The 20827-nt window shown below is 61.1% G+C and carries 14 protein-coding genes; 5 read left to right on the plus strand and 9 right to left on the minus strand.

Annotated features, from left to right (window positions below):
* Positions 1 to 87: 87 nt before the first annotated feature.
* Positions 88 to 1545 (minus strand): amino acid permease, encoded by a 1458-nt coding sequence (locus FEZ60_RS20955; protein ID WP_172936896.1) that lies wholly within the window; start codon positions 1543 to 1545, stop codon positions 88 to 90.
* Between the two features lie 155 nt (positions 1546 to 1700).
* On the opposite strand from FEZ60_RS20955, the gene FEZ60_RS20960 reads away from it, so the two are divergent.
* The gene (locus FEZ60_RS20960; RefSeq protein ID WP_172936897.1) at positions 1701 to 3194 is read left to right on the plus strand and encodes a PucR family transcriptional regulator; all 1494 of its coding nucleotides are present in this window, start codon (positions 1701 to 1703) and stop codon (positions 3192 to 3194) included.
* A 96-nt stretch (positions 3195 to 3290) separates the two neighbouring features.
* On the opposite strand, the gene FEZ60_RS20965 is transcribed toward FEZ60_RS20960, so the two are convergent.
* Entirely contained in the window at positions 3291 to 4844 is a 1554-nt protein-coding gene (locus FEZ60_RS20965; RefSeq protein ID WP_172936898.1) for a SpoIID/LytB domain-containing protein, read from the minus strand.
* A 331-nt stretch (positions 4845 to 5175) separates the two neighbouring features.
* Here FEZ60_RS20965 and FEZ60_RS20970 point away from each other — a divergent pair, with 331 nt between their 5' ends.
* On the plus strand, positions 5176 to 7074 hold the full coding sequence (locus FEZ60_RS20970; RefSeq protein ID WP_172936899.1) for an N-acetylmuramoyl-L-alanine amidase: 1899 nt from the start codon (positions 5176 to 5178) through the stop codon (positions 7072 to 7074).
* Positions 7075 to 7107: 33 nt separating this feature from the next.
* Here the strand turns inward: FEZ60_RS20970 and FEZ60_RS20975 are convergent, their stop codons facing one another.
* Positions 7108 to 8004: an HAD family hydrolase gene (locus FEZ60_RS20975; protein ID WP_242484739.1), complete on the minus strand. Its 897-nt coding sequence runs from the start codon at positions 8002 to 8004 to the stop codon at positions 7108 to 7110.
* Between the two features lie 32 nt (positions 8005 to 8036).
* Here FEZ60_RS20975 and FEZ60_RS20980 point away from each other — a divergent pair, with 32 nt between their 5' ends.
* The gene (locus FEZ60_RS20980) at positions 8037 to 8210 is read left to right on the plus strand and encodes a hypothetical protein (RefSeq protein ID WP_172936900.1); all 174 of its coding nucleotides are present in this window, start codon (positions 8037 to 8039) and stop codon (positions 8208 to 8210) included.
* 204 nt (positions 8211 to 8414) lie between these two features.
* Here FEZ60_RS20980 and FEZ60_RS20985 read toward each other — a convergent pair whose 3' ends face one another.
* Positions 8415 to 10232, minus strand: a complete 1818-nt coding sequence (locus tag FEZ60_RS20985) for an alpha/beta hydrolase (RefSeq protein WP_116103845.1) — start codon at positions 10230 to 10232, stop codon at positions 8415 to 8417.
* Between the two features lie 316 nt (positions 10233 to 10548).
* Between FEZ60_RS20985 and FEZ60_RS20990 the strand changes: the two genes are divergently transcribed.
* Positions 10549 to 12225, plus strand: a complete 1677-nt coding sequence (locus FEZ60_RS20990) for a DUF262 domain-containing protein (protein WP_172936901.1) — start codon at positions 10549 to 10551, stop codon at positions 12223 to 12225.
* Positions 12226 to 12749: 524 nt separating this feature from the next.
* On the opposite strand, the gene FEZ60_RS20995 is transcribed toward FEZ60_RS20990, so the two are convergent.
* Both FEZ60_RS20995 and FEZ60_RS21000 read right to left on the minus strand, forming a co-directional pair.
* The gene (locus FEZ60_RS20995) at positions 12750 to 13484 is read right to left on the minus strand and encodes a 1-acyl-sn-glycerol-3-phosphate acyltransferase (protein ID WP_172936902.1); all 735 of its coding nucleotides are present in this window, start codon (positions 13482 to 13484) and stop codon (positions 12750 to 12752) included.
* Between the two features lie 4 nt (positions 13485 to 13488).
* Positions 13489 to 14244 (minus strand): 1-acyl-sn-glycerol-3-phosphate acyltransferase, encoded by a 756-nt coding sequence (locus tag FEZ60_RS21000; RefSeq protein WP_172936903.1) that lies wholly within the window; start codon positions 14242 to 14244, stop codon positions 13489 to 13491.
* 167 nt (positions 14245 to 14411) lie between these two features.
* On the opposite strand from FEZ60_RS21000, the gene FEZ60_RS21005 reads away from it, so the two are divergent.
* Entirely contained in the window at positions 14412 to 15959 is a 1548-nt protein-coding gene (locus tag FEZ60_RS21005; RefSeq protein WP_033235170.1) for an MBL fold metallo-hydrolase, read from the plus strand.
* Between the two features lie 85 nt (positions 15960 to 16044).
* On the opposite strand, the gene FEZ60_RS21010 is transcribed toward FEZ60_RS21005, so the two are convergent.
* The 3 genes from FEZ60_RS21010 to FEZ60_RS21020 all read right to left on the minus strand — a co-directional run bounded on the left by FEZ60_RS21010 (position 16045) and on the right by FEZ60_RS21020 (position 20754).
* Positions 16045 to 18678, minus strand: coding sequence for an Ig-like domain-containing protein (locus tag FEZ60_RS21010; RefSeq protein ID WP_172936904.1), 2634 nt, complete (start codon positions 18676 to 18678; stop codon positions 16045 to 16047).
* Between the two features lie 359 nt (positions 18679 to 19037).
* Positions 19038 to 20291 carry a serine--tRNA ligase gene (gene serS, locus FEZ60_RS21015; protein WP_033235171.1) on the minus strand — a complete coding sequence of 418 codons (1254 nt, stop codon included), beginning with the start codon at positions 20289 to 20291 and terminating at the stop codon, positions 19038 to 19040.
* 67 nt (positions 20292 to 20358) lie between these two features.
* Positions 20359 to 20754, minus strand: coding sequence for an ankyrin repeat domain-containing protein (locus FEZ60_RS21020; RefSeq protein WP_092805552.1), 396 nt, complete (start codon positions 20752 to 20754; stop codon positions 20359 to 20361).
* Between the last annotated feature and the right edge of the window lie 73 nt (positions 20755 to 20827).

Here is a 20827-nt window from a genome sequence, read left to right on the forward strand (position 1 = left end):
CCATCTGCTGTGCGCACGGCGCTCGAAATTCTCGTTCCGTGGCCGATACTAGGACATCTAAGTATCGCGCAGATGGGGACGTAGGCGTCAGGCCTTTGTGGTGGCTGCCGCTGTTGTCGTTTCGACCGTTGGAGTTACCTCAGTCGGGGTGGCCCCGGTCTTGTGGTCGTCGGTCTTGTGGTCGTCGGCCTTGTCGTCGTTCCGGTAGCGGTAGAGCCCGATTCCCACGAGGATCGCCGCCAGACCCAGGGATACGAACATCTGACTACGGGTCGAGTCGAGGACGACCATGCCGATGCAGAGCGCGATGATTGCCGCGATGGTGGCGTAGGTGAGGTACGGGAAGAGCCACATCTTCAGTTCCAGTTCCTGGCCTGACGCTTCGAGCTTGCGACGAGTTCGCAACTGGGACACGGAGATAACGAGCCACACGAAGAGCGCGATCGCACCGGAGGAGTTCACGAGGAACAGGAACACCTTGTCCGGGGACAGGTAGTTCATGCCAACCGTCAGGAATCCGACGATGGTCGAGACCAGCACGGCGCGCATCGGGACGCCGGTCTTCTCGATGCGGGAGAGCGACTTCGGGGCGTCGCCGCGTCCGGCGAGGGAGAAGATCATGCGGCTTGCGGTGTACAGGCCGGAGTTCAGGCAGGACAGGACGGAGGTGAGAACAACGACGTCCATGATGTTGCCCGCGGCCGGGATGCCGTACGAGTCCATGACGGCGACGTACGGGCTGAGCGCGACAGACGCGCTGTCCCACGGCAGCAGGGTGACGACAACAGCGATCGAGCCGATGTAGAAGATGAGGATTCGCCACACGACGGATTTGACGGCTGCGCGAACAGCTTCCAGCGGATTAGCCGATTCACCAGCGGCAATGGTCGCGATTTCAGCTCCGAAGAACGAGAACACCACCACAAGGACCGCGGCAAGCATCGCCCCCGTGCCGTTGGGCAGGAACCCGCCGTGGCCGGTCAGGTTGGTCATGCCTGGTGCTTCGACGCCGGGCATCCATCCACAGATCGCGACGACACCCATGCCGAGGAACGCGATGATGGCAACAACTTTGATGGACGCGAACCAGAACTCGAACTCACCGAACGACTTGACCGAGATGATGTTGGTCAAGGTCAGCACGATCATCAGAATCAGTGCCCAGGTCCATTGCGGAACACCCGGTACCCATCGGTTCATGATGAGAGCGCCTGCGGTGGCCTCGATTCCGAGGACGATGATCCAGAACCACGCGTACAGCCAGCCGATGGAGAAGCCGGCCCAGCGGCCGATGGCCTTGTCTGCGTACGAGGAGAACGACCCGGTTTCCGGGGACGCCGCCGACATCTCACCGAGCATGCGCATCACGAGGATGACGACGACGCCGGCAAGTGCGTAGGAAATCAGGACGCCGGGGCCCGTTTCCTGGATCGCCACGCCGGAGCCGACAAACAGTCCGGCCCCGATGACGCCTGCGATCGCGATCATCGACAGGTGCCGCTTCTTCAGCGTGTGCTGAAGCGCGGGTTGGTCCGTACTGGACATCGAAACTCCTTGTGGGATTCTCCGGTGGGATTTTGGTGGCGCTTTTTGGCTAGCGCCAGTGTCGGACCTCGAACCCCCTCGCGACAGGCTCCACTTTGTACAAACGTGACCGCAGGCACTACATAGTGGCGCGAACGAGGTGCCAGACTGAACCCATGCCCATCACCCTGCGCCAGCTCTGCGCGACCGAACAGTTCGGCCTGCGAGTACTGGCCGGGCAAGATCAGCTCGACCGCACCCTGACCTGGGCACATGTCTCCGAACTCCCCGACCCGACGCCCTTCCTCGACGGCGGCGAATTACTCCTCATCACCGGGGTGTCGCTACCCATGACGGCCGCGGGAACAACCCGATTCGTGCGGACCCTGGTGGGCGTCGGAATTGCCGGAATCGGTTTCGGAACCGGCCTCGGATACGAGGAAGTACCGCAGGCTCTCGTAGATGCGGCCACACGTTTCAACGTGCCTCTTCTCGACGTCCCACTGCGAACGCCGTTCATCGCACTGACAAAAGCGGTGTCCCGGGCACAGTCCGAGGACGACATGAAAGCCCTGCGCAACAACTATCAGAGCGTGCGGCGACTCCTCCAAGCCGCTGTGACGGTCAACGGGACCCGAGCAGTTGTGCGCCGGGTCGCGGAGTTGATCGGCGGATGGGCCGCACTGCTGGACTCGGCAGGCCACACCGTCGAGATATCGCACACCGCCGCGGCCGCGGGAATCGAGCGCACCGCCCCCGAGCGTGAGGCCCGTCCGATGGAGGTCAGCTTTGTCACGAGCGAGAACGAGGACGTCATCTCCCATCCCCTGACAACGTCGCGGGGAAAGCTGATGGGATACCTCGTCGCCGGCTGCCCCGGCGCCGTCGGGTCACTGAATCAGGGCATCGTGATCACCGCCGCTTCCCTTCTCACGTTGATGACGGCCCGCACGCGAGATGCACAGCTGACGATGAATCACTTACGCACGGTGGCGATGCATCAGCTCTTCGAGGGCCAGAATACGCTCGCGCGCAACATCTCCGGAGAGCTGTGGGGCGGATTTCCGATTGAACCCTTTCAGGTCTTCCACGTCGCGGGCTCCGTCGGCCTACTCGAGAGCGTGTCCGTCTCATTGCTCGACGGCCTCAGCCGCGATTTGGCATTCGGCATCACCGACGGCGCGCTCATCGCCGTCGTCTCGGCCACGGACAGCGAACGAATTCTCGCTCGTATCAAAGGTATCGACGTAACCGTCGGAGTGTCGGACATGCTGTGGTGGGACGATCTCTCGCGGGCCAGAAGGCAGGCCGCGCAGGCAGCAGCCGAGGCCAGTGCCCGTAACCTGCCGTCGATGCGTTTTGCGGAACTCTCCGAAAGTGGATTGTCGGCGTTTCTCGATCCCGATCGGTCGACGGCTTTTGCGGCGGCCCACCTTCGCCCACTACTCGAAGCAAAGGGTGGCAGCGACCTCTACCGGACCTTGGCCATGTGGCTGGCCCACAACGGAGTGGGAGACGCTGCGGCCACTGCACTGAACATTCATCGACATACGTTGCGCAGCAGGCTCGCTCGCATCGAGAGCCTGCTCCAACTCGATCTCAGCTCCCCTACCGAACGGGCCGAACTGTGGCTCGAATATCGACTGCTCGGCGACGCCCCCACCATCTGATCTCCGGGCCGTAAACGACCTGTCGGGCCTACACCGGATTGCGGCGAGGCCCGACAGAATCGTTTTTGTGCGAGGTAAATATCGACCGATCTTCCCCTAGCTCATATCCGTCGGTATCCACTCGCGGAGCACGTTGGCATCAACTACCTGCGCACCCAAAATCTCGGTCCAGATGATGGTTCCATTTTCGAAGACGCGGAAGGTACCGGCCTCGGAGGGCAATTGCATCTCCGGGCCGACCGGAGCGCCGAGAGTGCCGGTGGCGCCACCGAACTCTCGATACTTTGCCTCGATCTGCGTCTCGACAACCGTACCGGACGAATCAGTAATTTGCGAATTTAGTTCTGGCGCTACAGCTTCCGATACCGGACTCTCTACCACACCAGCGCCGTCACCGATAGTGAACCAGTCGGATTTCAGCCCCAATTTCATCCTCGCCTGCATTCCGGTGACACCGACGGTTGCCTTTGTTCCGACAACTTCGAGAGCCGTGACGCGGCCGCCGTCGACGCCGAGGCCGTTTCGGGAGAGAACTTTCAGCGACGTCAATTCGCCGACCCCGAAGGCCTCCGCGATCTCGCCGGCGGAAAACATCTGCGTCCAGTCATGATTGGGCGAGATGGTGTCACCTTCGTCTGCCACAGCCGGGAATGCTCCCCCTGAGCTGTAACCGCCTGTAGACGAGGAGAATTCGGTGGCAACGATGTCGCCGTCGCGTGAGAGAACTGCGCCGGTGGTGCTGCGCACGGCCTCGGTGGTTCGTGGATCTTCCTTGCCTGCGCCGCCGTAGACCTGGCAGTCCTGCGTGTCGCAGGTGTCGGCGTAAGAGCTGCGATGCTCGACTGCGGCATACGACCGCGCGGCGACGGCCTGCGCCCGCAGTGCTTCTGCCCCACCGGAATCGGCCCAATCGGCCTTCGCCTCGACCGGCACGACTCCGAGTAGGTAGTCCTCCATGTCGAGCAGGTTGACCGTGCGCGCCGCGCCGTTGTCGAGCACAACACCGAGCGCGCCGCGATACGGGGCGTTGTCGTCGCACATCGTCAAGAATTGGTCGGCGGGCCGGTCCGGGGACAGATCGACCGGGTCCACCCACGGATGATTCATGACCGCTTCCCAGACGACACCGCCGCCGCAGCCGCTGGTGACGACCACGCTGGCGCCGCCGCCCGGAAGCGCGGTCAGGTGGGCGGCTTCACCGGGCGCGGTGCGCTGCCCGTTCACGACCATTCCGGCGGCGGAGTACACGTCGAGGGTCTCGTCGTCGCGGGCCGTCAGCCGAACGCTCATCTGAGCGGGCGGCATGGAGTCGAGAACAGTGCCGCCGTAGTAGTGGCTGAGAATTCGCTCGCCGGACCAACCCTGGTTTTTGGCGTAGCCGTAAGCGCCCCATTGACCCATTCCGCGGCCGTGACCGTTGCCATGGCCGGAGAGAGTGAATTGGGTGTCGGCGGACACGACGGGCATAACCGACGGCTCGTCCTGGTAAAGAGTTCCGATACCTCCGACGGCAATTCCGAGCGCCAGAGCGGGAATCAATCCCAGCACGGAGATACGCATCACGGAACGGCGTCGACCGGGTCCACTCACCAGGAAACGGCGTCTAACAGGCTTTTTACCTGCGGTTCCGCTTCGCTCGTTCTTCGCCATCAACGCTCTCCTCATCGCCACCGGACTCACGGGGCTGCGAAGTCGGTTCTCCGCACGTGGTCCAGTCCACAACGATTTGGCTAAAGTCTCACCCTAAGGTTGAGCGTTATGGACTCTTGTGACTAGTGTGGCAAGAGTGCCTGGACTTAGCAACACCAGTCACACGAGTCACATCCGCATCACGAGTTGCAGACATATGCGACCGAAAGATGGAGTTGATCCGCGCAACATGGCCTCCGACCTGCTCGGATCCGGTTCCGGCCGATTCTGTTCGAGGCCGTTACCGGCCCTGAAATTCGCTCGTAAGTAACTACAACCGAGGAGTCATCCCTTGCCACACCGTCGACCGAAGCCCTCATTCGTACTTGGGGCCGTAGCCGCACTGGCTGTCGCAAGTCCTTTTGCGGTATACGGCCTCACCAACGACACGCCTGACGTCCGCTCGGCAAACGAGACGTCGTCCGTGGCGGTGCCCACCCAGATCTCGCAGGTTCTGCTCGCGTCGGTTCCCGACATCGTCATTCCGCTCAAGGAACTGACGGGGCTCGATCTGCCCGACATCAACCTCGGCGATCTCAAGGCACTGATCCCCACCGACATCGCGCTGCCTCCCGGAATCACGATTCCGACGGAGCTTCTGCCGGCACCGGCCGATCCGGCTGCGCCGACGGAAACGCCTGTTCAGGATGAGGAATTCCCCGGCGCTGTGGTCAAGCAACTCACTCGCGACGCCCCGTTCAGCATGGTCGCGTTGACCTCGGACACCGTTGACTCGGCGAAGTCCAAGATCCGCGCGCTGTCCGAGGACGGCATCTGGGGCCCGTGGTTCTCCCCCGATGCCATCGACGCCGAACAGGCGACGAACACTCTTTCCGCTACCGAACCCCTCTACGTCGGACTCACCAAGGCCATCCAGATTCTGACTCCGCGGGACGCACCGGCAACCGACGCAGCTCCCGCGCCCGCCTCATCAGCGCCGGCAGAGGTAGCGCCCACCACCGAGGCCGCCCCGGCTCCCGAAGGCGAACTCGGTTACACCCCGGCATCGGTGTCGAAGCCGCTTCGCCAGGTCGAGACCACCGCTGACGAGGTCACGGCCGTACTCATCGATCCGGGCACCAGCCCGTCGGACGACAATCTGCAGGCAGTTGCGGCACCGTTCTCGACCGGCGGTCCCGCAGTGATCACTCGCTCGCAGTGGGGTGCTGACGAAGGCTTGCGATGCGACGGCCCGACGTACGACGACGGCCTCGGCGGTGCCACCGTGCACCACACCGCGGGCGTCAACAACTACACGAAGGCCGAGTCGGCTGGGATCGTCCGTTCGATCTACGCCTACCACGCACAGACGCTCGGCTGGTGCGACGTCGGATACAACGTGCTCGTCGACAAGTACGGCCAGATCTTCGAAGGCCGCGCAGGCGGTTTGGACAAGCCCGTCCAGGGTGCGCATGCCGGTGGTTTCAACGAGAACACCGTCGGTATCGCGATGATGGGTGACTACTCCACCGTTCAGCCGTCGTCGGCGATGCTGAATTCGGTTGGTCAGTTCCTCGGGTGGCGGCTCAAGTTGGCCGGTCTCAATCCGATGGGCCGCACCACCATGTACTCCGAAGGCACGCCGTACACGCCGTACCCGCAGGGTGCTGCAGTCGATTTGCCGATCATCTTCGCTCACCGTGACGTCGGAAGCACCGCCTGCCCCGGCGATGCCGCGTACGCCCGCATGGGTGAAATCCGCCAGATCGCAGCCAATGCGGCTAACGGAGTAACGGCCCCGGCCAACCCCGTCACGCCTCCCGTGCAGAAGCCCAACACTCCGGCTGACACCGTTGCCGGTGGCACGGGGTCTTCCGTGACGGACCTCGTCAACCAGGTTCTGAAGTTGACCGACAACTCCCCGCTCGCACAGAAGTGGATCGCCGAAGGCGGCGACCTCGGCCGACTCGGTGAGGCCATCACCGGAGAACTGCAGGCAAAGTTCGGCAATCTGGGAGCGTTGTTCCAGAACGGCGCTATCTACACCTCCCCCAACGGGGGCGTGTACACCGTGGTCGGCGAGATCTTCAAGGCATGGCAGAGCTACGGATCGGATCTGGGTTCCCTCGGACTCCCCATCTCGGACGAGTACTCGATTCCGGACGGATTCCGTAGCGACTTCGAGAACGGCGCCCTGATCTTCAACCAGATCACCGGTGTAGTCACACAGATTCTCAATGCCGTGGGATAACTCCTGCGGGAAGTCCTCGGGCGCTGGTGGGTTTTACGACCACCAGCGCTCGAGGACTTTTGCGACCCCGTGCTGGGAATTGGTCTCGGTAACTTCGTCTGCCGCAGCTTTTGCCTCGGGGTGGGCGTTACCCATCGCGACGCCCAGATTTGCCATCGCGAGCATGGGAATGTCGTTGGGCATATCGCCGAACGCCACCAGGCCAGACAGGTCGAACCCGAACTGATTCGCCGCAGCCACGAGGCCCGACGCCTTCGTGATGCCGGGAGCCGAGAGTTCGATCAGCCCGTTCTCCGTGGAGTACGTCATGTCTGCCAGCGACCCGACGTGCGGGGCCAGAGCGTCGTACATCGCGGTGCTTGTCATTCCCGGCCGACGGATCAGCAGTTTTACAGCCGGGACCGCCAGTACATCGTCCTCGGACATCTCCGTGTTGTCGGGGTTGAGCCACGCATGTTCGTAGTCCGGGGAGCTGACAAATTGTGGGGTGGCCGCGTCGTGGGCGCTCTCCCCCACTCGTTCGGCTGCCAGGCCGGCAGCGGGAAGCACGGAGAGTGCCAGCCCCGAGAGTTCGATCAGCGCCTCCACCGACAAGGTTGCGGCGCTGAGCACGCGGTCGGCATAACTGTCGTAGACAACAGCACCGTTGGCGCAGACCGCCAAAGGTGCGTATCCCAGGCTTTCGACGACTGGTGAAATCCAGCGCGGCGGGCGACCCGTTGCCAGGAGGAAGGGCGTCCCCGATTCCACGACGGCATGAATCACCTCGCGGGTGCGAGCGCTGACCAACTCGTCCTCGTTGATCAAGGTGCCGTCGACATCAGTCGCGACAAGAGTTGGGCGGGCTGGGCTGGTCGGACGCTCTGGGCTCACCCCGCCATTGTGCCTGTCAGGTACGACGGTCTCGCTCAGCGCGTCCGCAATGGACATTCCGACACTATTGATTGAACGAGAGGTAGGACATGAGCGATCCGCGGGTGGAATCGGCTGCCTATCAGGCAACCAACCACGCGCGGGTGATCACGGATGCGGATCTCATGGCCATTGTTGAAGGGCTGACCGGCGAATCGGAACCCCCGACGAGAGTTGACCTTGCATCTCCCGACCCTGATCTCATGCAGGGTCTGTTCGACTGATCGATGCTGAAAGCGACCCGCGGCCCCAACTCTCTCGATTTGAGTTGGGGCCGCGTCTCTGTGCTGACGTTCGCTGCAGTTAACGATTTCCGCATAATCGCTCAGCTTCGACGCGATGGTGGAGAGTTCGGCAATCACCGAATCCAACGTAGAAAGCGCATCAGCGTGTTGCTCGCATCAGAAACCATCGGAAGATTCGGGTGCTCATGTCAAGGCTGGAATATCGATCAATTCCTTGTCAGCCAAGGGCTTTTCCCCTCTCGCGGCCTCGATGGCTCGTGGCGATAATCCTTGATCGAGTACGAATGTCATCAGTTTGTCCACAGTCGATTTCGCCGCATGCAGGTGAGTCAGCTGCCCGGATTTAGGATCGCTGAACGCAGCGAGTCGATTGATACGAGCAGAGAGTTTCGTCTCCACATCTGCCAACTGATACCACAGCGATTCGTCATGAGGAAGTCCAAGCAGCTTGTGCGCATGCTCGGTCGATACCCGCAAGATCAACGTGGTCGAATCCGCAATCGGCTGTTCCGAGGCGCCGCCACCCACTGCTGCAGATGCGGCCACTGCGGCACCAGTTGAAGCCAAGCCACCAAGCATGGCAAGGCCACCGACCATTCCACCGGGTCCAAATGCTGCGAGGCCACCAGTGAGAGCCGCCGCTCCGAATGCCGTTGCCGGCGCAGCCATTACGAGTCCAACCGGACCTGCTGCTACCAACGCGAGACCGACCGCAGCTGTGACCACCCTGCCCCAAGGAACACCACCGCGACTGTCCAGGCATTTCTGGACGTCTTCGAGGGCGGTACTCACTATCGTTCCGAGTTGACGATTGAACCCGAGTTCGACGGCGATGTCGGCGAGCGCACCTCTAGGTGCGTTGCCAACATCAAGCTCGTACGGATCGATGATGTTTGTCAGCGCGAGAATTACCAACTCGCCGACCACTTCGTGCACTTCCCACCTATGCGGAAGCATCGGTAGCTGCCCGCTGGCCAGTTGCTGCATTTCAGTCGCGACAGGCTGTCCGCCGACCGACGCAGCCTGCTCAATTTGAGCGACGACGTTGTCCTGGACGATGTCGAGCGCATGTGCGTAACGTTCGGCCAGCGCCTTGTCTTTGATATTGCGACGCACCGAATGCGCGTAGTGCAACATCAGCAACACCGAGGCCTCGTTGTCATTGAGACGAACCGCGATGTCCGACGTTCGCAGTGCGACTTCCTTCGACGGATAGAGCAGATCTGCCACCAACGCGGAAACTGCGCGGTGCCCGAGATATGCACCAGAAGCATGCGATGCGCCGTTGTCGATGACAAAATCCTGAGCACCCGGGAACGTAGTCGCCAACCCTCGACCGCCCGTGACAACGTCCCCGACATCAAGAAAGTTCGACCAGTCATCGACCCGGCCGTACGGAAACTTCTTGAGTAGACGCTCGCTGCCGTCATGGACGGCCTGAACATTCGCCGGACTTCCGATAGTGATGAACCTACGGACATGGACGTCTTCAGGAAGATGGTCGAGAAGGTCGATCGCGATAACGCTGCCCAGACTGTGGCCGATCAGAATGATCTCGCCGGAGGTCGGCAGATGATCGAGGATGTGTCGAAGGATCGCTCCCCGAACCGGTTCCTCCCGTACATATTTGCGTACTTGCTGCAGATCGAAGAACGGTAGCGATCCGATTGCAACCTGCTGCAGCGAAGCGAGTACCTGCCCCGGGACGCGGTGGAACCCGAAGGTGCGCACTCCGCCCTCGAGACCCAACTTCCGCTGGACTTTCGCCTGACGCCGCTCGAATCCACGCCGACTAGCCGAGTCGTCACGTGGTTTATATGTCACCGGCGGCAATTTCGCGCTGATACCGCTTGTGGTGAGGAACGAACTGTAGTGAGGCGCGATGACCGTGTCCCGGTTGACCGCACCGAAACCGGCCTGCGCGAGACCGCGATCGAGGCCGTCGAGCCAACCCGATTTCGGGTCGCCGTCACCAATTCCGTGCAGAAAAACAATCTTCACAACCGCGTTCCTCTCGAGGTTCGAACCCTGATATCGCCGTAGCTCATGCCGCTATTCACTACAAGAGTTGGAGAGAGGTGAGGACCAGTGGCAATCTCATCCGAGTTCTTAGCGCTTAGCCGTTCAATACCGTACCGAGCACGTCCGACACTTTCCCAACCAGCTGGCAAAATCTCGTTCACAACAGTGACATGGCAGGTAGATCAATTAACGAGAGCGACCCGCTTGATGTGTCGGAGAAGATTCCGTTGCGGATTTACTCCGCATGCCACTCGGCGGCGGTAACGATGCATTACTCATACGAGATGATACGAAAGTGAAACAGTTGGAAGCGCATGAGGTACCCCTCCGCAAAGTGTTCTGCAGTGACTACGATTTCCGGATCCCGGAGTACCAACGTCCATATTCCTGGGGGACAGAGCAAGCCTGTCAACTACTCGAAGACCTGACAGAAGCCCTCGACCGAGGACCCGACGAACCGTATTTCTTAGGCTCGGTAGTCCTCGTGAAGTCGAGCGACGAAACCTCTGCCGATGTCATCGACGGCCAACAACGTCTCACCACCCTGACGATTCTGCTAGCGGTACTGCGCGACCTCACTACCGATTCAGGCCTTGCCCGTGAACTCGAAGTGATGCTCCAAGAACCGGGCAGCAAAGTCCAGGGACTGGCATCAAAGCCACGACTGACCCTCCGCGACCGGGACACAGAATTCTTCACCCAGCACGTCCAGAATCCCGGTCAACTCCAGGCACTCTTTGCACGTAAACCGGAAACACTGGCAACCGACGCGCAACGATCAATCCATGCCAACGCGAAAGCACTATGGGAATTGCTTCACTCGCGCGACGAGAATGCCCGTCTCGGCCTCGTACAATTGCTCGGGCAAAAGACATTCCTCGTCATCGTGACCACACCTGATCTCAACAGTGCACACCGAATCTTCTCCGTCATGAATGCGAGAGGACTCGACCTCTCCCCGGCCGACATCTTCAAATCACAAGTCGTCGGAGCAATATCGGAAGTCTTGTCCAAGGTCTACGCAGACAAATGGGAAGATGCCGAGGCCACTCTCGGCCACGACGATTTCGGTGATCTGTTTCTCCATATCCGGATGATCTTCTCCAAGGAACGTGGAAAACGGGAACTACTCAAGGAATTTCCCGAACAAGTTCTCAATGCGTATCTCCCGGATCGAGCTACAGAATTCGTCGACGACATCGTCGTCCCCTACGCCAACGCCTACGCACAGATGCGAGATCACTCGTACACCGCCGCCCACGGCGCCGACCTGATCAATGCATGGTTCCGACGGCTCGACAAGATCGAGAACAACGACTGGCGACCCGTCGCGCTCTGGGCTCTGCGCCACCACAGCGACGAACCCGCCTGGCTTGATGCATTCCTCAAACAGCTCGAACGACTCGCCGCCAGCATGCTGGTCCGTCATGTGTACAACACACCCCGTGTCCGGCGATACGCGGAAATACTGCGTGAACTCGATGCCGGTGCCGGACTGAATGCGCCTTCCTTTGATCTCACTTCAAGAGAGATCGAGGAAACTCTCCAGGGGTTGGAAGGCGACATCTACCTCTACACCAAAGGACGCCGCTACATCCTCCTGAGACTGGACGAGGCATTGGCGAAAAGCCCAGGCGTGCGATACGAGCATCGCCTCATTACCGTCGAACACGTACTCCCCCAGAACCCCAGTCCTGGATCGCAGTGGCTGAACGATTTCACCAACAAGGAACGCCAGGAGTGGACACACCGCCTCGCGAACCTTGTTCTGCTGAACCAGGCCAAGAACTCCGAAGCGCAGAACTTCGACTTCGAGAAGAAGAAATCGAAGTATTTCACTGGTAAGCGCGGAGTGGCGACATTCGCACTGACGAGCCAAGTACTCAGTGAACCGGAATGGACACCCACAACCATGCAAGACCGGCAGAAGACCCTATTAGGAGCACTGCGGGACGAATGGGATCTCGCCTAATCAGAGGCGAACACCTGGATCAGACAACCAATCTGCGCCGGAACGATCTGTAGAGAACCAGTTATCTGCAGCGCACACTCCACTAATCCACCACGGCAAGCCCCTCTGCTCGATCGTCCATTCGATCGGGCAGAGGGCGAGGACCACCATGCATTTCACAATGCCAAGATCATCAGATGTGAGCGATACCCGTATCTTCATCACCGAGGTGACCGCCAGTGCCTATTGTTTACAGCGAAAAATCATCCGTTACAACAGTTTCGAGGTATCTAGCGTCGACCGAGCCGAGGAAGAAGTAGATGCGTTTGCGCACCTACAAAGCCAATATCCCCGCTCACCTCGACTTTCGGCCCTTCCAGAATACGAGGGTAAATCGTCCACACCGATGGCTCGCCCACTGCCCAAGAGTTGCGAAGATCATCGAAAACCGCAGTAAGAAAAATTGGGTCGTCGAACAGACAATGCCCTCACTGTCCCCACCACCACCGGAGACAGGCCTACGCGACCAAGCAATGGTGGTTGGTTCAGAGTGCCCGCTTCGCGCGATCCGCCATATCCATTGCCGCAGCTTCCTCCGGAGTGGGCGCTCCTCCCCCGAGCCGGCGCGGGACCCAGTACCCACCAGGCTCGTGAGCAAACCCATCCTGAACGTGATGCAAGATGGCGTCCATCTCGATTCTCAGGATTTCGGTAAGTGCCTCTGCCGGTTCTACCGGATCAATTGGCGCCCCAACCTCCACGGAGATGGGAAAGTGGTTGCGGCCCAAATTCTTCGGTCCGCCTTTTGTCACCAACCGCTGCGCACCCCAGACAATCACGGGAATGATCGGCACATTCGCTTCGATTGCCATCCGGGCCGCGCCGGACTTGAATTCCTTGATCTCGAAGCTCCGACTGATTGTCGCCTCCGGATACACGCCAACCAATTCGCCACGACGCAACGCGTCGACGCCGACCTGGAAGGCCGCGGCACCCGCCGAGCGATCCACTTCGATGACGCCACATCCGCGCATGAGGAACGCGAGAACCTTGTTGTTCGCCAATTCCGTTTTGGCCATCACCCGAAGCTTCCGCTTCGACTCGCGCACGGCAAGGGCCGCATGGATGAAGTCCAGGTAGCTCGTGTGGTTGATCGCGATCACCGCTCCGCCGGTATGCGGAACGTTCTCGGTGCCGGTTCTGGTAACCGCCAGACCCTGTAGACGGCAGAGAACACGCGCGGTGGTCTCGACTGCCGTGTACACGGGTTCGGCGGTCACGGGCTCAGCCTTCCGACTTGCGGGCCTCGCGTGCTTTTGCCTTGGCCTCAGCTTCTTCGGCATCCATCTTGTCTGCCTGTTCGAGGGTGGGCGCACTGCCACCCAATCGTGCGGGTACCCAGTACTCACCTGCGGGGTGCTGGTAACCCTTCTGAGCTTCGAGCAGCAGTTCCTGCATCGTCGTGCGCAGCTTGGCTGTCAGCTCGCTGGCCGGCTCGAACGGTTGGATGGGCTCACCGACAGCAATGGAGATCGGAGTATTGGTGCGGCCCAACCGCTTCGGATATCCCTTGGTCCACACGCGCTGTGCACCCCAGATCGCGACGGGGACGATGGGAACACCGGCCTCGATGGCCATGCGGGCAGCACCGGACTTGAATTCCTTGATCTCGAAGCTCCGACTGATCGTGGCTTCCGGATATACGCCGACCAGTTCGCCGCGCTTGAGGAAATCGACGGCCGCCTTGTAGGAATCGGCACCGGCACCACGATCGACGGGGATGTGCTTGAGGGCTCGCATGATGGGCCCGGAAATCTTGTTGTCGAAAACTTCCTTCTTGGCCATGAACCGGATGTACCGCTTCGGGGTGCGCGCCGGCAAACCCGCGTAGGTGAAGTCCATGTATCCGGTGTGGTTGATCGCGATCACCGCACCACCGGTTGCGGGGATATTCCGATCGCCCTGAACCGAGAACTTCAGGCCTTCTAACGCGAAGACGGTACGGGCGATGCCGATGACTGTTCTGTATACGGGGTCCACAGGTTCCCAGCCTAGCGGTGAACCCGTGATCTGACCCACCGCGTGGGCGCGTGTTTCCCATGGTGACGTCGGGTTATCCGCGATGCCCAGGGGTTGCCTGATCGAACCCGCCGCGCGGAGGGCCTACCCTGGTACCGTCGCTCAGCACATTTTCAGGAGGCATACCAGTGCAGGTCACCAGCGTCGGTCACGCCGGATTCCACATTCAGACGACCGCAGGCTCGATCCTGTGCGATCCGTGGGTCAACCCCGCGTATTTTGCGTCGTGGTTCCCGTTCCCGGATAACTCGGAGTTGGATTGGGACGCCATCGGTAATTGCGATTACCTGTACGTCTCGCACCTTCACAAGGATCATTTCGATCCCGAGAACCTGAGCAAGCACGTCAACAAGGACGCCACAGTCCTACTGCCGGACTACCCGGTCCCGGACCTCAAGCGTGAGCTCGAGAAGCTCGGTTTCCACAAGTTCTTCGAAACCGAGGACTCCGTCAAGCACACGGTCTCGGGCCCCAAGGGTGACCTGGAGATCATGATCATTGCCCTGCGCGCTCCGGCTGACGGCCCGATCGGCGACTCCGGCATCGTGATTTCCGACGGCGAGACCACCTGCTTCAACATGAACGACGCGCGTCCCGTCGACATGGACGTACTGGGCGAGCAGTTCGGCAAGATCGACATCCACCTTCTGCAGTACTCGGGCGCCATCTGGTACCCGATGGTGTACGACATCCCCAAGGGCACCAAGCGCAACTTCGGCAAGCAGAAGCGTCAGCGCGGCATGGACCGCTGCCGTAGCTACATCGAGCAGGTCGACGCCACCTGGGTCGTCCCGTCGGCCGGCCCGCCGGTATTCCTCGACGACGCTCTGCGTGACCTCAACGACGATCACGACGACGAGGGAAACATCTTCCCCGATCAGATCGTGTTCCTCGAGCAGATGCGCATCCACGGCAACAACGGCGGCCTGCTGATGATCCCCGGCTCGGTCGTGGATATTCATGGCAGTGAAGCTGTTCTGTCCCATCCGATTCCGGATGCAGAGGTCGACAAGATCTTCTCGAACAAGGCCGAGTACATCGAGAACATGGCCCAGAAGATGGCTCCCGTTCTCGCTGCCGAAAAGGCATCGTGGGCACCGGCCGAGGGTGAACCGCTCCTCGAAGCGATCAAGGCAAAGTTCGAGCCCATCATGGCCCAGTCGGACGTCATCTGCGACGGCATCGGCTACCCGGTCGGACTTGTCATGGGCGACGAGACGGTAGTCCTCGACTTCCCGAAGCGCCTCGTCCGCGAGCCCATCGACGGTGAAGGCAAGTACCGCTACGGATTCCGCATCGCACCCGAGTTGGTTCGCACCGTCCTGCGCGACGACGAACCTGACTGGGTCAACACCATCTTCCTCTCCACCCGCTTCCAGGCGTGGCGAGTGGGCGGGTACAACGAGTTCCTCTACACGTTCTTCAAGTGCCTCACCGACGAGCGCATCGCCTACGCCGACGGCTGGTTCTCCGAAGCCCACGACGACACCGCGTCAATCGAGCTGGGCGGTTACGAGATTCAGCGTCGTTGCCCGCACCTGAAGGCCGACCTCACCAAATTCGGTGTGGTGGAAGGCAACAAGCTCACGTGCAACCTGCACGGCTGGCAGTGGGATCTCGAAACCGGCGCCTGCAAGACGTCCAAGGGACACGAGTTGCGCACCCGCAAGCTCTAGCCTCGACCTAGCCGAAAGTGGGGCTGCAGGTCGTCAGACCTGCAGCCCCACTTCATGTTACGGGCGAAGAACGATCAATTCCGCTCTACGAGCCGAAGATGTTACCCAGCGAACCCGATCCACCGGGTTCCGTGCCCGCCTCAGTGACGTTGATCGTCGACCCGGTAGATTCCGACGCCTTCATCCCGGGACCACCGCTGAACACCGCAGTGATCGAATGATTACCCGCAGTGGCGAAGGTGTGATCAAGAACAGCAACACCATTGACCACGTCCACCGCTGCGCCCAACGGCACATTGCCCTCGAAGAACTGCACTGTGCCGACGCTGCCCAGCGGAGACACATTGGCCTTCAACTGAACACTCTTACCCACAACACCTGAGGCCGGAACATTCAACGTTGTCGTCGTATCCACATCAGTCGACGCTTCAACCGTCACATTGATAGTCTCCGCGTTCGACGTCGAGCCGGCCAACGTACCGGAACCGCTGTACACCGCAGTCACCGTAACCGTGCCGACGGCGTTGAACGTGTGTGCCAGCGTCGCTGCACCGTTGACTACAGGAACCGAACCAACACCGACACCGTCAACCTTGAAGGTGACCGTGCCGCCCGACGGAGCCGGATCACCTGAAGGCTGACCGGCAACCGCAGCGGAAAGATCCAGTTCCACACCGACCTTCGCTTCACCGGCAACACTGAGCACGGTTGTCGAAGTCGTGTCGACCACCACTGCATCAGACACCGTCACCGTCGACGGACCCGCACTCGACGCCACAAAACCAGCGCCCGAGAAGTCTGCCGTCACCGACTGCACACCAGCAGCAGCAAACGTGTGCGAAAGAGTCGCAACACCATTCGACACAACAGCGGTACCAACCTCGACACCGCCAACCTTGAACGACACCGAACCCACCGCATTTGCCGGAGCAACCGTCGCCGTCAAATCAACCGCGTCACCCGTCGTCGCCGCAGCCGGAACACCCAGCACCAGAGACGTTTCCACATCCACCGGAACCGGATCAGAGACCGTCACCGACGACGGACCCGCACTCGACGCCACAAAACCAGCACCCGAGAAATCAGCCGTCACCGACTGCACACCCGCAGCAGCAAACGTGTGCGACAGCGTCGCAACACCATTCGACACCACAGCAGAACCAACCTCGACACCGCCAACCTTGAACGACACCGAACCCACAGCAGAAACCGGAGCAACCGTCGCCGTCAAATCAACCGCGTCACCCGTCGTCGCCGCAGCCGGAACACCCAGCACCAGAGACGTTTCCACATCCACCGGAACCGGATCAGAGACCGTCACCGTCGACGGACCCGCACTCGACGCCACAAAACCAGCACCCGAGAAATCAGCCGTCACCGACTGCACACCCGCAGCAGCAAACGTGTGCGACAGCGTCGCAACACCATTCGACACCACAGCAGTACCAACCTCGACACCGCCAACCTTGAACGACACCGAACCCACAGCGGAAGCCGGAGCAACCGTCGCCGTCAAATCAACAGCAACACCCGCCGTCGCAACAGACGGAACCGACAAACCCAGCGTCGTATCAACATCAGGCGGAGCCAAGACGGTCACAGTGACCGGAGCTGAGATCGGACCGACACCAACAGCATTCGCCGCAACGGCAGTCACGGTCAGGGTGCCGACCTCGCTGGTGACGATGTCACAGCTGAAAGCACCGGCAGCACCAGCAGTGACCTTGCACGTCTTCTCACCAGCTATGACAGTGACCTCCGAATTGGCCTCAGCAGTCCCGGAAACCGTCACAGTGCCGCCGACAACAACAGATGTCGGGTTCACGGTGACTGCGGTCGGCGCCGCAGGGGCGGTCGGCGCAGCTGCCACAGTCCCGGTCTGCGCGGCCGAGGTCGATACTGCGTTGGTGGCGTCGCTGAGGTACTTCGCGGTGATCGAGTACGGCTGGCCCGCGTCCGCGCCGGACGGAGTCCACGCGTAGGTAGCGGTGCCGTTGGCGATCGTGCCGGTACCGAGGAGGTTGCCGTTGTTCAAGAAGTCGACGTTGCCGGTGGCACCTGTTGTGACGGTGGCCGTCAGAGTCGAGGCTCGATCAGCCTGCGGTGCAGGCGCTACGGTGAGGCTGGTCTGCGTTGCAGCCTTTGCAACGGTGATAGACGGACCCGTATTGGCGGTTTCAGAGCCCGTACCCTGGTTCGCGCTGATGCCGGCGCCCGTTATCAAGGCGACGTCGCGGGCACAGTTCTGGCCGACGGTGTACTTGACCGTGTAGTCGATGTTCCGATCGACGGCGCTGCGGATCCACGATCCTGTCATGCTCACAGATGTGGAGGTCGAACTCGTGCCGACGCCATTTCCGGCGACTTTTGACGAATCCACGACGTAGGTGAGGCAGTCCGGGTGAATGTCCTTGAAGGCACTGATGGTCGGAGCGAGACCACCGTTCCAACGGATGTTGTTCGTGACGGTAATTGTCTCGCCGGGGACGGGCGTACCGTTGCTGATCGTTCGGTTGAATGTCCAACTGCCTGACGCCGTCGATGTGCTCACGGGCGCAGCGGACGCCGTCATGACGCCGAACGTCGTGGCGAAGCCCACCGCCATCGCTGCGGTGCTGACGCCGGCTAACAACCGACGTAACTTCTTGTCTTTCATGTACTTCGAGCCCTCTCTTGCGATGCGCTGACTGGACGGAACAACCGCCGCAGCCAGTGCCACAGCAGCAGTTGAGCTGAATCCGAATCTGCTTTGCGCAGCAGAAGGGAAGCCCACCCAGCGAGCCGACATTTTGGTTAGGAACTGTTGATCAAAAGTTGAATCACAGAGTAGCTAGAAAACTGCTACCTGTATCAGTTTTGGTAAGACGGACGTCCAATAAGGAGCAAAATGTTGCTGGCCACCGTCTTGGGTGAGCTAAGCAGGCCGAAATAGACAAGAGCGGAGCTGCAGATCATCAGACCTGCAGCCCCGCTCTGCGCGAAACAACTACCCCCAAGCCGAACACACCTGGTCGGGCGGAAAAGCAGCCGAGGCCGCGACAAAATCGTCGCGGCCTCGGCTTTTCAGCTAGGAAGAAGTCAGCGCAACACATCCGTGCCGACAAACGGAACCAGTGCTGCCGGCACGCGAACGGTGCCGTCGGCCTGCTGGTGGTTTTCGAGGATCGACACGATCCAGCGCGTCGTAGCCAGGGTGCCGTTGAGGGTGGCAGCTGTCTGCGGCTTGCCGTTCTCGTCGCGGTACCGAACACTCAACCGTCGCGCCTGGAAGGTCGTGCAGTTGGAGGTCGAGGTCAGTTCGCGGTACGCCTGCTGCGTCGGAACCCATGCCTCGCAGTCGAACTTACGGGCAGCCGAGGAACCAAGGTCTCCGCCGGCAACGTCGATGACGCGGTACGGAATCTCCATGGCGTCCAACATGTCCCGCTCCCAACGCAGGAGACGCTGATGCTCGGCGTCGGCGTCCTCCGGTCGGCAGTATGTGAACATTTCGACCTTGTCGAACTGGTGGACGCGGATGATGCCGCGGGTGTCCTTGCCGTAGCTTCCCGCTTCACGGCGGAAGCACGAGGACCAACCGGCGTAGCGCTTCGGGCCTTCGTTCAGCTCGAGAATTTCACCCGAGTGGTAACCGGCCATCGGGACCTCGGAGGTGCCGACGAGGTAGAGGTCGTCTTCCTCGAGGTGGTAGATCTCATCGGAGTGAGCGCCGAGGAAGCCGGTACCGGCCATGATCTCGGGGCGCACGAGCACCGGCGGAATCATCATCGTGAAGCCGTTGGAGATAGCCTTCTGCGCCGCGAGCTGCAGCAGTCCGAGCTGGAGCATCGCGCCGTACCCGGTCATGAAGTAGAAACGCGAACCCGAGACCTTCGCGCCGCGCTCCATGTCGATGAGGTTGAGCGATTCACCGAGCTCGAGGTGATCCTTCGGCTCGAAGTCGAACGACGGAATGTCGCCGACAGTCTCGAGGACGATGTAGTCGTCTTCGCCGCCGGCCGGAGCGCCCTCCTGCACGACGTTGGAGATCGCGCGGTGCGCGGCGTCGAGCGCGGCCTGCGCCTCGTGCTGCGCGGCTTCGGCTTCCTTGACCTTGGCCGCAAGTTCCTTGGACCCCGCGAGCAGTGCGGGACGCTCCTCCGGAGATGCCTGTCCGACCTTCTTGCCGAACGCCTTCTGCTCGGCGCGGAGGTTGTCTCCGGTCAGCACAGCGGCGCGTCGGGACGCGTCGGCTTCGAGCAGAGCGTCGACCAGTCCGGGATCTTCTCCACGGGTGCGCTGCGACTCGCGGACGATTTCGGGATTCTCGCGGAGGAACTTGAGGTCAATCACGACTAGGAACTTTACCCACTCACCCCAGGTAGCCAACGGTCACGTCCGCGGCCGCTCCGGGCGACGCTCAGGATTCGAGCAGGGAAAGATAGTCCTCGCGTCCGAACATCCGGGCCGCGTCGATAGCGCTCGGATGCCCGCCGCGCGGGTCGGCTCCCCCGCTCACCAGTGCTTTTACGACGGCGTCCTCACCCTTGAAGACGGCACCGGCAAGGGGTGTCTGGTTCTTGTCGTTGGCCCGATTGACGTCGGCGCCACGCTCGATCAGAGCAACGACGGCATCAACGTGGCCGTGATATGCGGCCAACATCACCAGCGTGTCGCCGCTGCTGTTGGTCAGATCCACCGGAATCCCGGCGTCGATGTACGACGCCAGAGAAGCCGCGTCGCCGGTCCGCGCCATGTCGAAGAGGCGCCCGGCAAGTTCGACGGCTTCGGGTTCGAGCCCGGATTCTTCGGTCATAGTCCATAAAATACCTGCTTCGGACGTAAACGTTTTGCCGTGAAGGTTCGGTACGGCATGGAAAACAGGCATG

It is taken from the genome of Rhodococcus sp. MS16, from assembly GCF_013277795.1.
Lineage (GTDB): Bacteria > Actinomycetota > Actinomycetes > Mycobacteriales > Mycobacteriaceae > Rhodococcus_F > Rhodococcus_F globerula.